Source organism: Hoeflea sp., from assembly GCF_984452065.1.
The window spans coordinates 1-16603 of sequence record NZ_CFHWAF010000068.1 but is presented as its reverse complement, the minus strand read 5'-3'; the positions used below and the strand labels follow the sequence as shown (position 1 = coordinate 16603).

The 16603-nt window shown below is 57.5% G+C and carries 17 protein-coding genes; 12 read left to right on the top strand and 5 right to left on the bottom strand.

Annotated elements, in window-relative coordinates; all coding sequences use genetic code 11:
* The 3 genes from AC5E6N_RS14105 to AC5E6N_RS14095 all read right to left on the bottom strand — a co-directional run.
* A partial coding sequence (locus AC5E6N_RS14105) for an ABC transporter ATP-binding protein (protein WP_491748401.1) occupies positions 1–543 on the bottom strand: 543 nt, incomplete at its 3' end.
* Between the two features lie 12 nt (positions 544–555).
* Positions 556–1383: a polyprenyl synthetase family protein gene (locus AC5E6N_RS14100; RefSeq protein ID WP_491748413.1), complete on the bottom strand. Its 828-nt coding sequence runs from the start codon at positions 1381–1383 to the stop codon at positions 556–558.
* A 159-nt stretch (positions 1384–1542) separates the two neighbouring features.
* Complete coding sequence (locus AC5E6N_RS14095; protein ID WP_491748414.1) at positions 1543–1797, bottom strand: hypothetical protein; 255 nt, start codon at positions 1795–1797, stop codon at positions 1543–1545.
* Between AC5E6N_RS14095 and fni the strand changes: the two genes are divergently transcribed.
* The 8 genes from fni (at position 1696) to AC5E6N_RS14055 (ending at position 11987) form a co-directional block, all read left to right on the top strand.
* Positions 1696–2721 carry a type 2 isopentenyl-diphosphate Delta-isomerase gene (fni, locus tag AC5E6N_RS14090; protein ID WP_491748400.1) on the top strand — a complete coding sequence of 342 codons (1026 nt, stop codon included), beginning with the start codon at positions 1696–1698 and terminating at the stop codon, positions 2719–2721. The two genes, AC5E6N_RS14095 and fni, sit on opposite strands and share 102 nt — an antisense overlap.
* Positions 2722–2840: 119 nt before the next feature.
* Positions 2841–3509, top strand: coding sequence for a protein-L-isoaspartate O-methyltransferase family protein (locus tag AC5E6N_RS14085; protein WP_491748412.1), 669 nt, complete (start codon positions 2841–2843; stop codon positions 3507–3509).
* 194 nt (positions 3510–3703) lie between these two features.
* Positions 3704–5032, top strand: coding sequence for a TolC family outer membrane protein (locus AC5E6N_RS14080; RefSeq protein WP_491748399.1), 1329 nt, complete (start codon positions 3704–3706; stop codon positions 5030–5032).
* A 159-nt stretch (positions 5033–5191) separates the two neighbouring features.
* Positions 5192–5995 (top strand): PopZ family protein, encoded by an 804-nt coding sequence (locus tag AC5E6N_RS14075; protein ID WP_491748398.1) that lies wholly within the window; start codon positions 5192–5194, stop codon positions 5993–5995.
* Between the two features lie 126 nt (positions 5996–6121).
* Positions 6122–8914, top strand: coding sequence for a valine--tRNA ligase (locus AC5E6N_RS14070; RefSeq protein WP_491748411.1), 2793 nt, complete (start codon positions 6122–6124; stop codon positions 8912–8914).
* Between the two features lie 226 nt (positions 8915–9140).
* The gene (ilvD, locus tag AC5E6N_RS14065; protein WP_491748397.1) at positions 9141–10865 is read left to right on the top strand and encodes a dihydroxy-acid dehydratase; all 1725 of its coding nucleotides are present in this window, start codon (positions 9141–9143) and stop codon (positions 10863–10865) included.
* A 31-nt stretch (positions 10866–10896) separates the two neighbouring features.
* Entirely contained in the window at positions 10897–11649 is a 753-nt protein-coding gene (locus tag AC5E6N_RS14060; RefSeq protein WP_491748410.1) for a tetratricopeptide repeat protein, read from the top strand.
* A 173-nt stretch (positions 11650–11822) separates the two neighbouring features.
* Positions 11823–11987 carry a hypothetical protein gene (locus AC5E6N_RS14055; protein WP_491748396.1) on the top strand — a complete coding sequence of 55 codons (165 nt, stop codon included), beginning with the start codon at positions 11823–11825 and terminating at the stop codon, positions 11985–11987.
* 134 nt (positions 11988–12121) lie between these two features.
* On the opposite strand, the gene AC5E6N_RS14050 is transcribed toward AC5E6N_RS14055, so the two are convergent.
* Both AC5E6N_RS14050 and AC5E6N_RS14045 read right to left on the bottom strand, forming a co-directional pair.
* Complete coding sequence (locus AC5E6N_RS14050) at positions 12122–13057, bottom strand: hypothetical protein (protein ID WP_491748395.1); 936 nt, start codon at positions 13055–13057, stop codon at positions 12122–12124.
* Between the two features lie 522 nt (positions 13058–13579).
* Positions 13580–13708 carry a putative RiPP precursor gene (locus tag AC5E6N_RS14045; protein ID WP_491748394.1) on the bottom strand — a complete coding sequence of 43 codons (129 nt, stop codon included), beginning with the start codon at positions 13706–13708 and terminating at the stop codon, positions 13580–13582.
* 440 nt (positions 13709–14148) lie between these two features.
* Between AC5E6N_RS14045 and AC5E6N_RS14040 the strand changes: the two genes are divergently transcribed.
* The 4 genes from AC5E6N_RS14040 to AC5E6N_RS14025 form a co-directional block, all read left to right on the top strand.
* Positions 14149–14637 carry a hypothetical protein gene (locus tag AC5E6N_RS14040; RefSeq protein WP_491748393.1) on the top strand — a complete coding sequence of 163 codons (489 nt, stop codon included), beginning with the start codon at positions 14149–14151 and terminating at the stop codon, positions 14635–14637.
* Between the two features lie 15 nt (positions 14638–14652).
* A complete protein-coding gene (locus tag AC5E6N_RS14035; RefSeq protein ID WP_491748392.1) occupies positions 14653–15162 on the top strand; it encodes a hypothetical protein in 510 nt (169 codons plus the stop codon).
* A 214-nt stretch (positions 15163–15376) separates the two neighbouring features.
* A complete protein-coding gene (locus AC5E6N_RS14030) occupies positions 15377–15907 on the top strand; it encodes a hypothetical protein (RefSeq protein ID WP_491748391.1) in 531 nt (176 codons plus the stop codon).
* A 2-nt stretch (positions 15908–15909) separates the two neighbouring features.
* On the top strand, positions 15910–16603 hold a 694-nt coding region (locus AC5E6N_RS14025), incomplete at its 3' end, for a hypothetical protein (RefSeq protein WP_491748390.1).

Below are 16603 nucleotides of genomic sequence, written 5' to 3'. Positions count from 1 at the left end.
GACGCCGACGGTAGGCTCGTCCAGGATCAGCAGGGAAGGGCGGTGAAGCAGTGCGGCGGCGATATTGGCGCGCCTCTTCCACCCTCCGGACAATGTGTGGATGAAACTGTCAGCGCGCTCCTCCAGATGCGTGGCGCGCATCGCGAAACGAAGTGCATCTATACAGTCTCTGCGGGACAGTCCGGACAATTGCCCGAATGCGATGAGGTTCTCCCGGGCGGTCAGGTGCGGATAAAGGGCGATTTCCTGTGGAACCAGGCCGATGCGGCGAAGTGCTTGGCGCTTGCCGTTCGTTTGACCCGCGACGCGTATATGTCCGGCGGACGGTCCGATGCGGCCGCATATGGTGCGAACGAGTGTCGTCTTCCCGGCTCCGTTCGGTCCAAGCAGCCCATAGATCTCACCCGGCTTTATTGTCAGATCGAGACCATTGAGCACACGGGCCTGACCGTATCGTACGGAAAGGCCTTCAACCTGGAGAGCAGGCAGGTCAGCCGAGGCTGATCGTGTCGCACGGGCACGCGCCGAGTCGGTCAGAGTCATATCGACTGCAGCTTATATTTTGGAACCGAAGATGCTGTCCACCAGCCCTGACAAACCTATTCGGTCGAGACCGGCTCGCGCAAGGGCGTTTTCCGCATCCGCAAGATGTTCTTCGCAGGATTGCCGCGCCGCATCGGGTCCGGACAGCGAGACCAGCGTCGGCAGACCGCTATCCTGGCCGACATCCTTGCCGATTTTGTCAGGATCTCCGGACTGATCGATCAGGTCATCAGCGGTCTGGAAAGCCATGCCCACCGATTTTGCAAAGTCCTTCAGTGCTTTAACCCCGGAGCCGTCCAGCCCGGCTGCGATGGCGCCGATATGGGCGGCGGCGACGAAGAGAACGCCGGTTTTCAGCCAGTTGAGGTCTTCAATGGGTGGGGCGAGCCGGAATTCGTTGCGCTGGTGAAGATCGATTTCCTGTCCGGCGATCATCCCGCCTGAGCCGATGGCCTCGCTCAAGACCTGAAGTGCCGCATTTTTGCCGTTCTCGGTTGCATCCGTGTTCTCGGCTATGATGCCGAAGGCGCGGTTCATGAGCCCGATGGCCGCGAGAATCGCCGTTGCCTCACCAAACTTCCTGTGGGTTGCCGATCGCCCGCGCCGCATATGCGCATCGTCCATGCACGGAAGATCGTCGAGCACCAGAGATGCCGTGTGAACGCATTCGACCGCGCAACCCGCATCCAACGCGAATGACCGCCCGTTTCCTCCAACCGCTTCGCTTATAAGAAGGCTCAGGACCGGCCTGATCCGCTTTCCGGATCCGAATACGGCAAACCGCATGGCCTCATGAAGATTGGCCGGATGTGCGTCAGCCGGCGGAAGAAGCTGGTCCAGGCGCTCATTGATCTCGTCCCGAAGCTCGGCGATGTGGCGGCCCGCTTGCGGTGAGGTGGTCGCCCTGTTCAGCGTTTGCGCGAATGTACTGATGTTTATTCCCCTCCGATAGCGGCGAACGGCCTGTGCCGTTTTCTCACTTTTGTACAGGTTGGACGATCAACCGGCTGTCCGGCAAGCCGAAAATTCCTCTTGACCGATAAACAATTTTTTCCACCTACTATGTGGCCACAAAGTGCCGCCTGCAGCGCTCGTTTTGCCGCGGCGAGAAAAAGGGGGCTTCATGATTGCCGCCAAGGGTCCGCTGTCGACATGCTGACAAGCCGAAAAGATGAACACCTTTCGGTCGTTCTCGGGCAAAGATACAGGAAATCCGGCAAAACCACCGGATTCGAAGCCTTCGATTTCATTCACTGCGCCCTTCCGGAGATAAAGTTGGAAAACGTCGATATTACTACGACGTTTTTGGGCAAACGGATCAGTGCCCCCTTGCTTGTCAGTTCCATGACGGGCGGCCCGAAGCGGGCTGCCGCGATCAACGAGAATTTGGCCCGTGCCTGCGAGGAACTCAGTCTGCCGTTTGCGGTCGGTTCGCAGAGGGTCGCAATCGAGGAAGGCGAAGACGGCGGTCTTGGCCGCAGCCTGAGAGCGCTGGCGCCATCTGTTCCCATTCTGGGAAATTTCGGTGCCGCCCAGCTTAATCTGGGTTTTGGACTTGATGAAGCGCGCAAAGCAGTCGAAATGATCGACGCGGATGCGATGTATATCCATCTCAACCCGCTGCAGGAAGCGGTGCAGCCTGAGGGTGATCGGGACTGGTCCGGTCTCTTCGACAAGATCGCGGCACTCGCCGATGCACTGCCGGTGCCGGTGGCGGTCAAGGAGGTCGGGTCGGGAATTTCGGCAACGCTTGCCAAGCGTTTCGCGGCGGCCGGCATCGACATTATCGACGTTGCAGGTGCAGGCGGAACCAATTGGGCCGCCGTCGAGGCGGCCCGAATGAAGGACCCGCGACGGGCTGCGCTTGCCAACGCCTTTTCCGATTGGGGTATCCCCACGGCATTGGCGGTCGCCGATATCCGGGACGCTTGTCCGGACGCCACGATCATTGCATCCGGCGGGATCAGATCGGGCATCGATGTGGCCAAATCGATAAGACTTGGGGCGGATCTGGCGGGGCAGGCCGCCGGGCTTCTGCAGGCGGCCAATACATCCGCCGATTCGCTTGTCGAGCACTTCACCACGGTCATCGATGAACTGCGAATTTGTTGTTTCTGCACCGGATCGGACAACCTTGAGGCGCTTCGCAAATCGGAGATCAGGTCGATGGTCTATTGAACGCGGAGAAGGTCTGGAAAAGAGGTCGCGCGCATTTGTGTCCGCGTCGTTTGTTCGCTTGAATACTGGTCGGGCTCGGATTAAGAGCGAAGCTGGAAAACCGGAGAGACCGCATGACCATCGATTTTGACGTTGCGCGCACCAGGATGGTGGACAACCAGATCCGGACGACAGACGTCACATCTCATGCGGTGTTGGCCGCATTCCTGTCCGTCGCCCGCGAGAAATTCGTTTCCGGCAGCATGCACGAGCTTGCCTATATCGATGACGATGTGCGCATTTCGTCAGGTGAAGACGGCGCCCCCGGCCGGTATCTGATGGAGCCGTCTCCTCTCGCCAAAATGATCCAACTGGCCGACGTGAAGCAAAGCGATGTCGTTTTGGAAATCGGTTGCGGCACCGGTTACGTATCGGCGCTGCTTTCGCTGTTGGCAGATTCCGTCGTTGCATTGGAATCCGATCCGGGATTGGCGGACACGGCGGTAAAAACGCTGTCTGAACTCGGTTACGACAACGTGGCTGTCGTAACCGGAGAGCTGCCCGAAGGATATAAGCCCGAGGCGCCTTATGACGTCATCTTCATTGCCGGCGCCGTTGAGGAACTGCCGGATGCGCTTTTCGATCAGCTTCGAGACGGCGGGCGGCTGGTGGTCGTCGAGGGGCAGGGCAACGCATCCAAGGCCAACCTCTATGTGCGTGAGGCCGGTCATACATCGGCAAGGCGCGGCTTCAATACGTCGGTCAAGCCGTTGCCGGGCTTTGAGAAAAAAACGGAGTTTCACTTCTGACCCATGTGGTCGGGCACTGTTGTTAATGGGTAACACCGCAAACGATACTCAGCCGCAGGACAAATGAGCTCATGGACAATGATGAATTCTTAATACCATCGTGTACAATCGTTTAACGTGGCTTTGTGGCACAATCCGCCGGGCGGCCTGTTGAGGGGATGTCAAACTTGTTCAGATTTCGTCAGAAATTATTCGTGTCCGTGGCACTGTCCGCCGCATCCGTTTTGATGTCCGCCCAGGTTTCCGCCGAGACCATACTCGGGGCCATGGCCAAGGCCTATGAAAACAATCCTGATCTGAATGCAGCCCGTGCCGGCTTGCGTGCGACGGATGAGGGCGTTGCCATCGCAAAGTCGGGCTACCGCCCGCAGGTTGTGGGAAGCGCTGCCGTCTCGGCCAACCGCGCCGATGTCGGCGGCCTGCCGATCACCAGAGACACCATCGACAGCTCCGTCGGTGTGACGTTCACACAATCCCTGTTTGACGGCTTCCAGACAAAGAACAATGTACGCGCCGCCGAGGCGAGTGTTTTCGGCGGGCGGCAGGACCTGCTCAATACAGAGATGTCGATCCTTCTGTCGGCGGCTCAGATTTACGCCAATGTGGTGCGTGATGCACAGATCGTGAACGTGCGCCGGCAGAACCTGGAATTCCTGCGCGAACAACGCAATGCAGCGCAGGCCCGGTTTGACGTCGGCGAGGGAACCCGCACGGATATCGCGCTTGCGCAGGCACAGCTTGAGTCCGCTCGCGCGTCGCTGCTTTCAGCGCAGGCCCAGTACAAATCGAGCGTTGCGGTCTATGTCCAGATTGTTGGAATCGCGCCGAAGAACCTGAAAAGCCCGAGCCCCAACCGGAAAGCCATTCCAGGCTCGTCATCGGCCGCCGTTCAGGTCGGCCTGCGTGAGCATCCCAGCATATTGAGTGCGCAGTACACGGTCGATGCGGCTGCTTTCTCGGTGAAGGCGGCGGAGGGGACCCTGCTTCCCAGCGTCACGCTCCAGGGAACGGTCACTCATGCGGATGGCGGTACGACCACCAGCTCGTTGGGCGCCAATCTGAGTGTGCCGATCTACCAGGGCGGCGCAGCTTCGGCTTCGGTCCGTCAGGCCAAGGAGACCCTTGGACAAGCGCGCATTCTGGTCGATTCGGCCCGCCGCGAGGTTCAGCAGAACATCGTCACCGACTGGGCGCAGCTTGAAGCCTCGAACGCCTCGATCGCGGCCAATCAGGCGCAGGTTCAGGCGGCAAAGCTGGCGCTGGCCGGCGTCGTTGAGGAGCGAAAGGTCGGACAGAGCACGACACTGGACGTGCTCGAAACGCAGTCCAATGTGCTGTCCGCGCAGGAAAGCCTGGCTCAGTCCCAGCGCGATGCGGTCGTCGCCAGCTACAGCCTGTTGAGTTCCATGGGCCGGCTGACCGTCTCCCGGCTTGGATTGCGGGTCGCCAAGTACCAGCCGGCCAGGCACTATGAAGCCGTAAAGGACAAGTGGTTCGGCCTGCGTACCGTCGACGGGCGCTGAGCGCGGGACGCACTTCTCTCGATTAATCTTGTGCACCGGAGACGTCAATCGTCTGCGCGGGATTCTCATTCGCATTTCAATAGCCTACACTTGGGTTGTGATTCGGGTCAGCCGCCCTGCGGCGCTTGAGTCCTGATGTGGCAATTTTCGAGGGACGGTATGGCACAGGCGAATGTGGCACGTGAGCCGAGCATGGAAGAAATTCTTGCTTCCATCCGGAAAATCATCGAAAGCAACGACGATCCCGAGGCGGAAAGCGCGACCGATCCGGTGCCGGACGGGGAACCGTCCGCAGCGGCCGTCGCCAGGCCCGACGAGGGGCCGGCCGGGCGGAATCCGGAGGCGGCAGACGGCAGGAGCGCGCCGATGCCGTCAACACCATCGCCCGGCCTTTCCGACCCGCCGAAACCAGCCGCGACGACTGGAAAAGACATGTTGCAAGGTGCCCGGCACAGCGCCTTCGCGCCGCGCGGCCTTCCGGGCGACCCGGTCCGCACAAGGCCTGCCGCCGCACCACCGCCCCCGTCGAAACCGGTTTCCCTGGCGCAACTGGCAGCCGAGGCCGACGGTGGATCATCCGACCGCATGGAACAAACAGGTCACTCCGACAAGCCGGTGACGGCAAAGGCGCCGGAGCCGGTTGTTCTGGACGATCCGGGAAGTCCGGGTGTTCGCGCTGCTCCGGGGGTGGATAAAATGGCACCACAGAGCCAGCCGGAAAGCAGTCTGCTGGACGCGCCCGGGAAGGCGCCGGCACTTATCTCGCCCGAGGCGGGAGCAAAGGTGGCGGCATCGTTTGACAGTCTCAACGATGCGGTCGTCAACGGGCCCGGCCGTTCCTTTGACGAGATCGCCGAGGACATGCTTCGGCCGATGCTGCAGCAATGGCTTGACGACAATCTGCCCACCCTTGTGGAACGTCTGGTTCGAGAAGAAATCGAGCGCGTTGCACGCGGCCACTAGGCAACCGATCCCGCACCCGCCAACTGAAAACCGCGCGGCGCTCCAGTCGCGCGGCGATTTGGCTTGAACGGCCCGATGAGGGAGGGTACACCGCACTGCGACACTCCCAGACAGATGACCGATCCGATGCTTGAGAAAAACTACAATGCCGCTCAGAGCGAGCCGAAGATAGCCAAACGGTGGGAAGAGGCCGGCGCCTTCAAGGCGGGTGCCGGCGCAAAGGAAGACGCCGATTCCTATTGCATCGTGATTCCGCCCCCCAACGTGACCGGTTCGTTGCATATGGGGCATGCGCTCAACAACACGCTGCAGGACATCCTTGTCCGCTTCGAGCGGATGAACGGGAAGGATGTGCTTTGGCAGCCGGGAATGGACCATGCCGGCATCGCCACTCAGATGGTTGTCGAGCGGCAACTGATGGAAAAACAGCAGCACCGGCGCACACTCGGCCGCGAGAAGTTCATCGATAAGGTGTGGGAATGGAAGGACGAATCGGGTGGTGCAATCGTCAACCAGTTGCGCCGTCTCGGCGCGTCCTGCGACTGGTCGCGCGAGCGGTTCACGATGGACGATGGCCTTTCAAAGGCGGTCCTCGAGGTCTTCGTCACCCTCTATAAGGAAGGTCTGATCTACAAGGACAAGAGGCTCGTCAACTGGGATCCGAAGCTGCATACGGCGATATCGGATCTTGAAGTCGAGCAAGTGGATACAAAGGGGCATCTTTGGCACTTCCGTTATCCGCTGGAAGACGGCGTCACCTACGAGCATCCGATCGAGTTGGACGAAAACGGCAAGCCGACGGCGTGGGAGACACGCTCCTATCTTGTTGTCGCCACAACGAGGCCGGAGACCATGCTCGGCGATACCGGCGTCGCTGTGCATCCCGATGACGAGCGGTACAAATCCATTGTCGGCAAACATGTCGTTCTGCCGCTGGTCGGCCGGCGCATGCCGATCGTCGCGGATGAATATCCCGATCCGGAGGCCGGAACCGGCGCTGTCAAGATGACGCCCGCTCACGATTTCAACGATTTCGAGGTCGGCAAGAGAGCGGGCCTTCGCGCCGTGAATATCATGACGCGCGACGGACACATCACACTGAAGGACAATGAGGCGTTTCTGGAAGGTCTGCCGGACAGCGACGACCTGACGCGAACCCTGGAAGAGTATGACGGCGGCGAGCGGTTTGCCGTGCGCAAGAAGATCGTGCAACGGATGGAGGAGCTCGGCCTTCTGGACAAGGTCGACGCGCACCGCCACATGGTGCCGCATGGCGATCGCGGTGGTGTTCCGATCGAGCCCTATCTCACCGACCAGTGGTACGTGAATGCGCAGGTCCTTGCCGCCCCAGCCATTGCGTCGGTTCGTGAAGGACGCACCAATTTTGTCCCGAAGACCTGGGAAAAGACCTACTTTGAGTGGATGGAGAATATCCAGCCCTGGTGCATCTCGCGGCAATTGTGGTGGGGACATCAGATTCCGGCATGGTACGGTCCCGATGGCACGGTCTTCGTTGAACGAACCGAAGCCGAAGCGGTGGCCGAGGCCAAGCAGTATTACGGCAAGAGCGTTGAGTTGACCCGCGACGAGGATGTCCTCGATACGTGGTTTTCTTCAGCCCTTTGGCCGTTTTCGACGCTCGGCTGGCCCGAGCAGACACCGGAGCTCGAGCACTACTATCAGACCGACGTTCTGGTAACCGGATTCGACATCATCTTCTTCTGGGTTGCGCGGATGATGATGATGGGCCTGCATTTCATGAAGGATGAAGACGGCACACCGCTGGAGCCCTTCCACACCGTCTACGTCCACGCCCTGGTCCGCGACAAACACGGCGCGAAGATGTCGAAGTCCAAGGGCAATGTCATTGATCCGCTGGAGCTGATCGACGAGTACGGTGCGGATGCGCTGCGCTTCACGCTCGCCATCATGGCGGCTCAGGGACGTGATGTGAAGCTGGATCCGCAAAGGGTTGCCGGCTATCGCAATTTCGGCACCAAGCTCTGGAATGCCGCGCGGTTCGCCGAGATGAACGGCGCGGCGCGGCGGGACGGCTTTGACCCGTCGGATATGGAACTGACGATCAACCGCTGGATAGTGACGGAGCTTTCACGCACGATCGAGGAAGTCACTTCGGGTATTCAGAGTTTCCGCTTTAACGAAGCGTCCGCCGCGGCCTATCGCTTTGTCTGGAACCAGTTTTGCGACTGGTATCTGGAACTGCTCAAGCCGGTCTTCAGCGGGGAAAATGAAGACCAGAAGAAGGAGGCGCAGGCGTGTGCCGGCTATGTTCTGGACGAGATCTACAGGCTTCTTCATCCGTTCATGCCGTTCATGACCGAAGAACTCTGGGATCACACGCACGGCCGCAAGGGCCTGCTTTGCCATGAACAATGGCCGTCCGCCGGTTATCGCAACCAGGAAGCCGCCGACGAAATCAACTGGCTTGTCGATCTGGTTTCGGGTCTTCGCTCGGTCCGCTCTGAAATGAATGTTCCGCCATCGGCTGTTTCGCCGCTTGTCGTGGTCGGAGCAGGGGGCGAAACGCCAACGCGGCTGCTGCGTCACGATCCGGCGATCAAACGTCTGGCCCGGGTCGACGATGTCATACTGGAGCAGGAACCGCCGAAAGGATGCGCGCAGATTGTCGTTGGAGAGGCGACCTATTGTCTGCCGCTCGGCACGCTGATCGATATCGACGCTGAAAAGGCACGCTTGAAGAGGGCGCTCGGGAAAGTGTCCGGCGATATGGAAAAGACCGCCAGGAAGCTTCAGAACGAGAAATTCGTCTCAAATGCCCGCCCCGATATTGTCGAGGCGGAGCGCGAGCGGCTGAGCGATCTGGAAAGCCAGCATGAAAAGCTGACTTCGGCTCTGGCGAACGTGGCAGAGGCCAGTTCGGCTGATTCCGGAGCATAAATATGCAATCCAGACAACCGGCTCCGCCGGGGCCTTTACTTTTTAATCCAAAATCACCACCTGACTCATGTATGTGACGATTTGGCAACACTTTTTTTCGCAAAGGTTTGCTATGACGACTGGCAAGGGCGGTTGTCAATTTCCGGCCATAAACCGGGCGCATCCGTCACACTTGCGCATGTGTCGGGTTTGTTAAGAATACACATTTTGCATAATGAGGAATTCTATGGACGACAAAACAATTGACAAATCCAAGCTCCCGAGCCGTCACACGACGGTTGGACCGGCCCGGGCGCCGCATCGCTCCTATCTTTATGCAATGGGTTTGTCGTCCAAGGAGATTGCGCAGCCTCTGGTTGGCGTTGCCAGTTGCTGGAACGAAGCCGCTCCATGCAATATCTCGCTTATGCGTCAGGCACAGGTGGTGAAGAAGGGGGTTGCCGCCGCGAACGGCACGCCGCGTGAATTCTGCACCATCACCGTGACCGATGGCATTGCCATGGGCCATCAGGGCATGAAGTCCTCGCTGGTATCGCGTGACGTGATTGCCGATTCGGTCGAGCTTACGATGCGCGGCCATTGTTATGATGCCCTTATCGGACTGGCCGGTTGCGACAAGTCGCTGCCCGGCATGATGATGTCGATGGTGCGGCTGAACGTGCCCTCGATCTTTATCTATGGCGGGTCGATCCTGCCGGGCAATTTCCGCGGACGCGAGATCACCGTCCAGGACGTTTTTGAGGCTGTCGGTCAGCATTCGGTCGGCAATATGTCGGATGAGGATCTGGCGGAAATCGAGCAGGTCGCATGCCCGTCGGCGGGCTCCTGCGGCGCCCAGTTCACGGCGAACACGATGGCAACGATTGCCGAAGCGATGGGCCTGGCGCTGCCCTATTCGTGCGGCGCGCCGGCGCCCTATGAGATCCGTGACAGGTTCGGCTATGCGGCCGGCGAAAAAATCATGGAGCTGATTGCGCAGAATATACGCCCGCGCGACATCGTTACACGTAAGGCGATGGAGAATGCCGCTGCCGTTGTGGCCGCGTCCGGCGGTTCGACCAACGCCGCACTCCATCTGCCGGCGATTGCCCACGAATGCGGTATCAAGTTTGACCTTTTCGACGTGGCGGAGATTTTCCGCAAGACGCCCTATATCGCCGATCTCAAACCCGGCGGCAGATATGTGGCGAAGGACCTGTTCGAGGCCGGCGGCATTCCGCTGTTGATGAAGACCATGCTCGATCACGGATATCTGCACGGGGATTGTATGACGGTGACTGGCCGCACAATTGCCGAAAACATGGAATACGTGGAATGGAACGACAAGCAGGATGTCGTTCGTCCGGCCAATGAACCGATAACCCAAACCGGCGGTGTGGTCGGGCTGAAAGGCAATCTTGCTCCCGAGGGCGCGATTGTGAAAGTTGCCGGAATGGCCAATCAGGTTTTTTCCGGACCGGCGCGTTGTTTCGATTCCGAGGAAGAGTGTTTCGAGGCCGTCACCAAACGTGACTACAAGGAAGGCGAGGTGCTGGTCATTCGATATGAGGGTCCGAAAGGCGGGCCCGGAATGCGCGAGATGCTTGCGACGACCGCGGCGCTTTATGGCCAGGGCGTTGGCGACAAGGTGGCGCTGATAACCGATGGCAGGTTCTCCGGGGCAACCCGCGGCTTCTGCATCGGACATGTGGGACCGGAGGCTGCTGTTGGTGGGCCGATCGGTCTTCTGGAGGATGGCGATATCATTGATATCGACGCTGTCGAGGGCACGATCAATGTGCGCCTGAGTGACGAGGAACTGGCCCAAAGGGGTGCGGCCTGGCAACCACGTGAAACGGATTACACATCCGGTGTATTGTGGAAATACGCCCAGACTGTCGGAACGGCACGAGACGGCGCGGTGACACATCCGGGTGGAGCAAAAGAAAAACAGTGTTATGCAGATATCTAGTTTGACCGCCGGGCGTGTAATTGCCTGCATGATGGTTCTGACATCCGGTTTCTCCGGAAGCGCATCGGCCTTCGACCCCGATGCCGGGGTGAACGAGAAGTCCGGCCCGCTCGTGCTGTTCAAGTTCGGGTTTTCCGCCTACAAGAAAGGCAAGAAGGACGATGCCGTCGAGGCATACCGGCACGCGGCCGAGCAGGGACACCCCGGCGCCCGCTGGGCGCTCGCGAATATGTATGCGGCTGGAGACGGCGTGGTCGAGAACGACTATGAGGCCTTCAAGATCTATGATCGCATCGCGCGCGAAGGCGTGGAGCCGGGTTCCAGCGAAACCGGTTACTTTGTGAATGCGCTCGTCTCGCTCGCCAGCTACTATCGCCGGGGCATTCCGGACAGCCCCGTGAAGGCCGACCCGGTTCAGGCGCGCCAGCTCTATTTTCAGGCGGCCTCGGCATTCGGTATTCCGGAGGCCCAGTTTCAACTCGGCCGGATGATGCTGCTCGGAGAAGGCGGCAGAACGGATTTGCGGCAGGCCAAGAAATGGCTCAACAGGGCGCGCAAGGCAGGTCATCCGGGCGCTTCGGCCCTGTTCGGCGACGCTATCTTCCAGGAAGGCCACACCGTGCGCGGACTCGCCTATATGACGGTCGCGCTCGAGCGGGCACCGACGGCCGACCGTGGCTGGATCCGTAACATGCAGGAACAGGCATTCTCGATCGCCGATGAAGCGGACCGACGCACAGCGATCGCGCTGGCGGAAGACATGCTCACCAAGGGCAAGAACTGACTTCCGGCCCGCCGGCAAGGCGCGGACCTTCTATATCAGATCAATGGATTATCGGGTGCCGGCGGCCGGTTTCCGGCACTCGGACAGCCTTCTTGCAGGCGCTTCCATGATGTGTTGTTCAGCACCCGTTCGCACCGCGCCAGGAACTCTTTGCCGGAGGCGGTCTTGATACAATGAAGCTTGCCGAGTTCGATGCGCTCGCCGTTGGCAACGCAATTGCAATCGATACCTTCGCCGGCCGGCGCCGGCACCGCGACCAACAGGACGGAAAAAAGAACGCCCGCAAAGGCGGCCATAAAAAAACGCCCATGTGTGGCAAATACACAGTTGCTCAATGAACATTTGCGGTTCTGCTCAACCATGGGTGCATGATGCATCCGAACGCGCTTTTCTGCAAGCTGGAGGCCGTGTTTGAGCTTGATGTCCCGCATCGCGCAAGGACCGAACCCTGAACAACCGTGTCTCCGGTCAACTAAAACAGATTTCGAACCGGTCGCGGGAGCGCCTTCACGATTTTGATTTTCAGAGGCTGTATTCGGACCGAACCTGACCGTCCTGATGTGACCGACATATCCGTCTCCTCTCCCATCAGTGAGGCAATCACCTCCTTGTGGTCGCACAGATAGGCTGCCAATTGGGAGAAGCCGGACGGGAAGCCGTTCTTGACGACCGTAAAGAAGAAACGGTCGGCTTTGCCGAGCGCGACCAGATCGACAAAGGAATTGATCGCGGCTTCCTTCAAGGCGCCCGTACTCTCGTGTGTGCCGGCAATGTGCAGTGGTTTTCCTTCTGTTTCCGGAACATGTGTCACGGTAACGATGCGGGACCGGTCGAAGAAAGCGGCACCATTCCTGATAACGGAGGCATCATCGCTGCAGATCAGCAGCGGCTGTTCGGCGACACGCTTGCCGATCTTTCTGAAGAAGCTGTGATAGTCCGTTTCGTAATCTGTATGGCGGACATGAACCGCTGCATATCGGGAAGGCAGATCTTTCAGCTTCTCGCCGATTGTTCCGGTGAGTTCATCGGAAAACCGCAGCCGGGACAGCAGATCGCAGGACTCCTTTCCGCCGCCGCACTGCTCGTGAACAAGTACCGTTTCATCATACTCCTTGTTGAAGTCGAACGACAGGCGTTCGCCGCTATCGGCCTCGACATACGTGTTGGCATCCGTCAGCACCGAAACATAATCGGACAAACGGCCCACTATGGACGCGGGAAAACATCGCGAGCCGTTAAGCAGGCGCAGCAGCTCCTCCGTCAAATTGAAGACGGCCTTTTCAGAACTGTCGAGCGGTGTGAAAAAGTCGCAGAACGCACCCGCCAGGAAGGACTGCTCGGTGTCGACAATCAGTGTGCGATCGAAGCCCTTAGCGTATCGCCAACAGTGTTCAATCTGACAAAACATATCATTCAGGCCGCCTCTGGGGCGGCAAAGTACAAATTTTTTCAACGCCCCACCCGACACAGGCCCAACCGAATCGACTTTTCCGGCAAATCGGCTCGCGACACCACAAAGACCGGAAGTTGCACGTGGATGGACACTTATACGCCTACGCTCAAAGAACCGGTCCGGCGCCGGCAGGCAACAAAAAGGCCGCCGGACGACGACCTCGATCGAGAGCCGGGTTCGTTCCCGCGTTGTGTTTTCAAGATGGCATCCTCATCACACCATCGTCGTTCACAGAACCCGGTTTACGCACATGGCTCAATATTGTCGCCCGATGCTCTAACTCCCTGCACATCCACAATAGACCGACGTTGAATTAATCGAAGGTCGGCTTTGGCTTGAAGGATATCCCCGAAACCACGACGGGTCCGCCGCGGCCCAGCGACGTAACGTTTTCCAGTTTCGCGCATTTACGGATTACGGGTTTTTCATATGACTTCTTCATGCCGCGATTGCCCCTCTAGCTCATACGGAACGCCATCAATCAGTCAAAAAGTCGCGAAGATAGATGCCGGAAACGACAACCGGACCCTCCTTCTTTGACGACGCCGAGACCTTTTCCAGTCTCGCACGCTTCTCGATTGCCGGCTTTTCATAGTTTTTCTTCACGGCATGCCTCCAAATTTGCTGAGTAGTTAATAATTGACTACGAATTATTATTATAGGAGTCAATTTTTGCGCATGGGAGGAATTTCATTTGTAAAGGTAATATTTAACAGCATGGCAGAAATGCAACAGAACTAAATGACAATAGAAAGTACATTGATTCAGAGAAATCGGCCTTAGAGCATCGCCCGATGCTCTAAAAAAGCTCGAAATAATCAGCGCATTATCAGATTTTCGGCTGCATAAGCCTCCTACAGTCCTTTAATGGGATCGCGGTTTGTCCGCGCATCCCCTATAGATAGCAACAACACAGCTAACATCGCTTTGCTGCGCCTGCACCACTGGAGTCCTGTGCCATTGCGTAAACGGAGTTTGATAAGAACAAAAATAGAACATAATTTGGAGTAGAACATAGCCAGTTCGATAAGCAAAGGACAATCGAGATGCGGCGAGTTTTTATGGTGCATGCGTTCCTGTTCGCCGGTGTGCTTTTGCTTTCCGGCTGCTTCACCGTTACGCGATGGGACGTGCTCGAGCGTGTTCGCTCGGCATTGCCCAATGTTAACGTCCACGCCACCAAAGCCTTCCACTCGGATTTCAATTGCGTTGCCGGCGTCTATTCCGTTCTCGATGACATTACCGCTGAACAAGTCTTGGGGAGCGGTGCTTCGGCGCCATATCGCGAGCTTGGCAAAACCTGGATCGAGGTTGCCTCCTTCATGCATCTTCTGGAGCGGGAAAAATCAAGTAAGGACCAATTTGCCAAGCAAGTTCTTGATGTTGTCGGTTATGCCGAAGATTGCATTGAGAAAATCGACGTTCCGGTGGACATGATCTATCGCTTGCCAGTGATCATGACCCTCTCGAAAAACCGAAGATCAATTCTGTTTTTTCTGCAGGGCGATATGAGCAAGGTGTATTACTTGGCGTAATCACTAGGAAATCTGATGACAATACAATTTGATCGAAAGCGCCGGGCATGGATTGCCGACGACATAACCGAGGTTACGGGAACCGTGTTCAACAATCTATTGAAGTGGGGCCAGCCTTATAATCCATACCAGGCCGGTCTCTTTGAGCACGAGGTGTACGACTCAGGTGCTGCCGAACCGCCGAAAATAGTATTCAACAATGAGGATGTCCTGACGCGTGGATTCGGCCAAAGAATTGAGCTGCAGGATTTTGATGTGATCAGAAATCTCAGAACTAAGCAAATGAGTCTGGCTGATGGGAAATATACACTTAAGCAGCTACAAAAGCTTGGGCTATCAAAACCCGGTAGAAGCGGCGACCATGTTATAACCACCGATCTCTACCTCAATCAGGACAGGCTTGGGGTATCTGAGGAACTAGGTGCTGGCAACGCTGCTTACGTGTTCGGATCAATAAAGTTCCAACTAGCTGATAATACGATCTGCGTTTCGCGCATGTTTCGCCGAACCTGTTGCGCATGCTGATGGGCGGGCGGGTGCACCGGGTGAAGGGCGCGACGCGGTTTCATGATATCGCCCGTCCGCAGGGCAACCGGTTTGAGGAGGTCGACTCGCCCGTTGACATGATCTATCGCCCGCCCGTGACATGACATTTTCGAAGAACCGAAGCTCAGTTCTGTTTTTTCCGCGGGACGACATGAGCAAGGTTTATTACTTGGCCTGATGAGGATCAACGTTAATGCTTATTCGCAGACTGATAGCAGGCACACTTCTTTTTTATCTGCTGATGTTTTCAACACTGGCTCATGCTGACATCTTGTGCAGGTTCGAAAATCTCTTCCGAGAGGACTTGTCTCATTTGGTTAAGGACAAAGTACATTGGGACAAGGCGGCAGGCACGATTGACTTCACGGAACTGGGCGAGGAGTGGAGGGAGGTCTGCCTCACATCAATCTCCTCGGGTGGATATGACGTCATTGATCTCAGCCAGTTGAAGTTCATTGAAGGCACTTTGGGGAAGAACATTTGTCGCCGGGACGCGCAGGAAATCATTGCCTTGATATACGACCATTCCGGCAAAGCGCTGAAATTGTCGCTTGCCGGTCTTCTTGGAATAAGCAGTCCGCAAATCTCCACGAACTACCAGTCAGACGGCACGCCGGAAGGTTTTGGACAGTGCAGTTATACACCGAAGGCCGTCGCCCGATGTCTGCCAATCGAAGCAGATAGACATAACCGTTGTTTGTTCTTGTTTGAAGAAAGAGATTGATCATGGCCGGCATAAAACTACCTGGCGGATGGCAACTAAGGCCACCGGCAATGCCGCCTACAGCATTTCGCGCATGGGCGGGTAAATATGGTGCTCAACGTGGCCTAACGGAATTCACCGAGAATGACGAATGGGGCCGTCCTGAATTCAGGGCCACCGAGGCGCAGGATGCCTTTCGGCATGCATTTGTTTTCGGCGCCAAATATCTGGATTGGATTTCCAGGCCTCATATGGTCGGCATGGATACCGAGGAAGCCGCCGTTATCCAGACTCTTCAAACGGGTTTTCTCAACGAGTGGTACGCGAGCAATCCGCTCAAGCACCATCTGATGGATTACTGGAACAACTACGAGGGAATCCTGCTGGCCCGAGAGGCGCATAAAATCTACGGCGACAAGATCACGAACGATATCTTTGCCGATTACGTCGCAAAGGAAGTCTTGAAGGCGCGGGAAAACCAGGCGGGCAAAGGCCGTTTCGTTTTCAATGCAGAAAGGGATCCCCGAACAAGCGATATCGCCGGCTTTGATCGACGTCGTCTACCACTTCATGGGGCTCGTCCAGCAATCATAGAGGAAACGTTTAAAGACTATGTCAAAGCGAACGAAGGCGGGCAGGGCGGCGTATCCTTACCCGTCCGATCTAAGTTCCATTGCTTTGGGTTAGCTCCCCCGTCTTCGAGACGGGCCCGCTTCA

What these genes read in the sequence shown, in the direction of transcription:
- fni (WP_491748400.1), top strand. Translation starts at nt 1,696, where the DNA reads ATGCTGACAAGCCGAAAAGATGAACACCTTTCGGTCGTTCTCGGGCAA.
- AC5E6N_RS14050 (WP_491748395.1), bottom strand. Translation starts at nt 13,057, where the DNA reads ATGTTTTGTCAGATTGAACACTGTTGGCGATACGCTAAGGGCTTCGAT.
- AC5E6N_RS14030 (WP_491748391.1), top strand. Translation starts at nt 15,377, where the DNA reads ATGCTTATTCGCAGACTGATAGCAGGCACACTTCTTTTTTATCTGCTG.
- AC5E6N_RS14060 (WP_491748410.1), top strand. Translation starts at nt 10,897, where the DNA reads ATGGTTCTGACATCCGGTTTCTCCGGAAGCGCATCGGCCTTCGACCCC.
- AC5E6N_RS14075 (WP_491748398.1), top strand. Translation starts at nt 5,192, where the DNA reads ATGGCACAGGCGAATGTGGCACGTGAGCCGAGCATGGAAGAAATTCTT.
- AC5E6N_RS14035 (WP_491748392.1), top strand. Translation starts at nt 14,653, where the DNA reads ATGACAATACAATTTGATCGAAAGCGCCGGGCATGGATTGCCGACGAC.
- ilvD (WP_491748397.1), top strand. Translation starts at nt 9,141, where the DNA reads ATGGACGACAAAACAATTGACAAATCCAAGCTCCCGAGCCGTCACACG.
- AC5E6N_RS14070 (WP_491748411.1), top strand. Translation starts at nt 6,122, where the DNA reads ATGCTTGAGAAAAACTACAATGCCGCTCAGAGCGAGCCGAAGATAGCC.
- AC5E6N_RS14040 (WP_491748393.1), top strand. Translation starts at nt 14,149, where the DNA reads ATGCGGCGAGTTTTTATGGTGCATGCGTTCCTGTTCGCCGGTGTGCTT.
- AC5E6N_RS14055 (WP_491748396.1), top strand. Translation starts at nt 11,823, where the DNA reads ATGAAGCTTGCCGAGTTCGATGCGCTCGCCGTTGGCAACGCAATTGCA.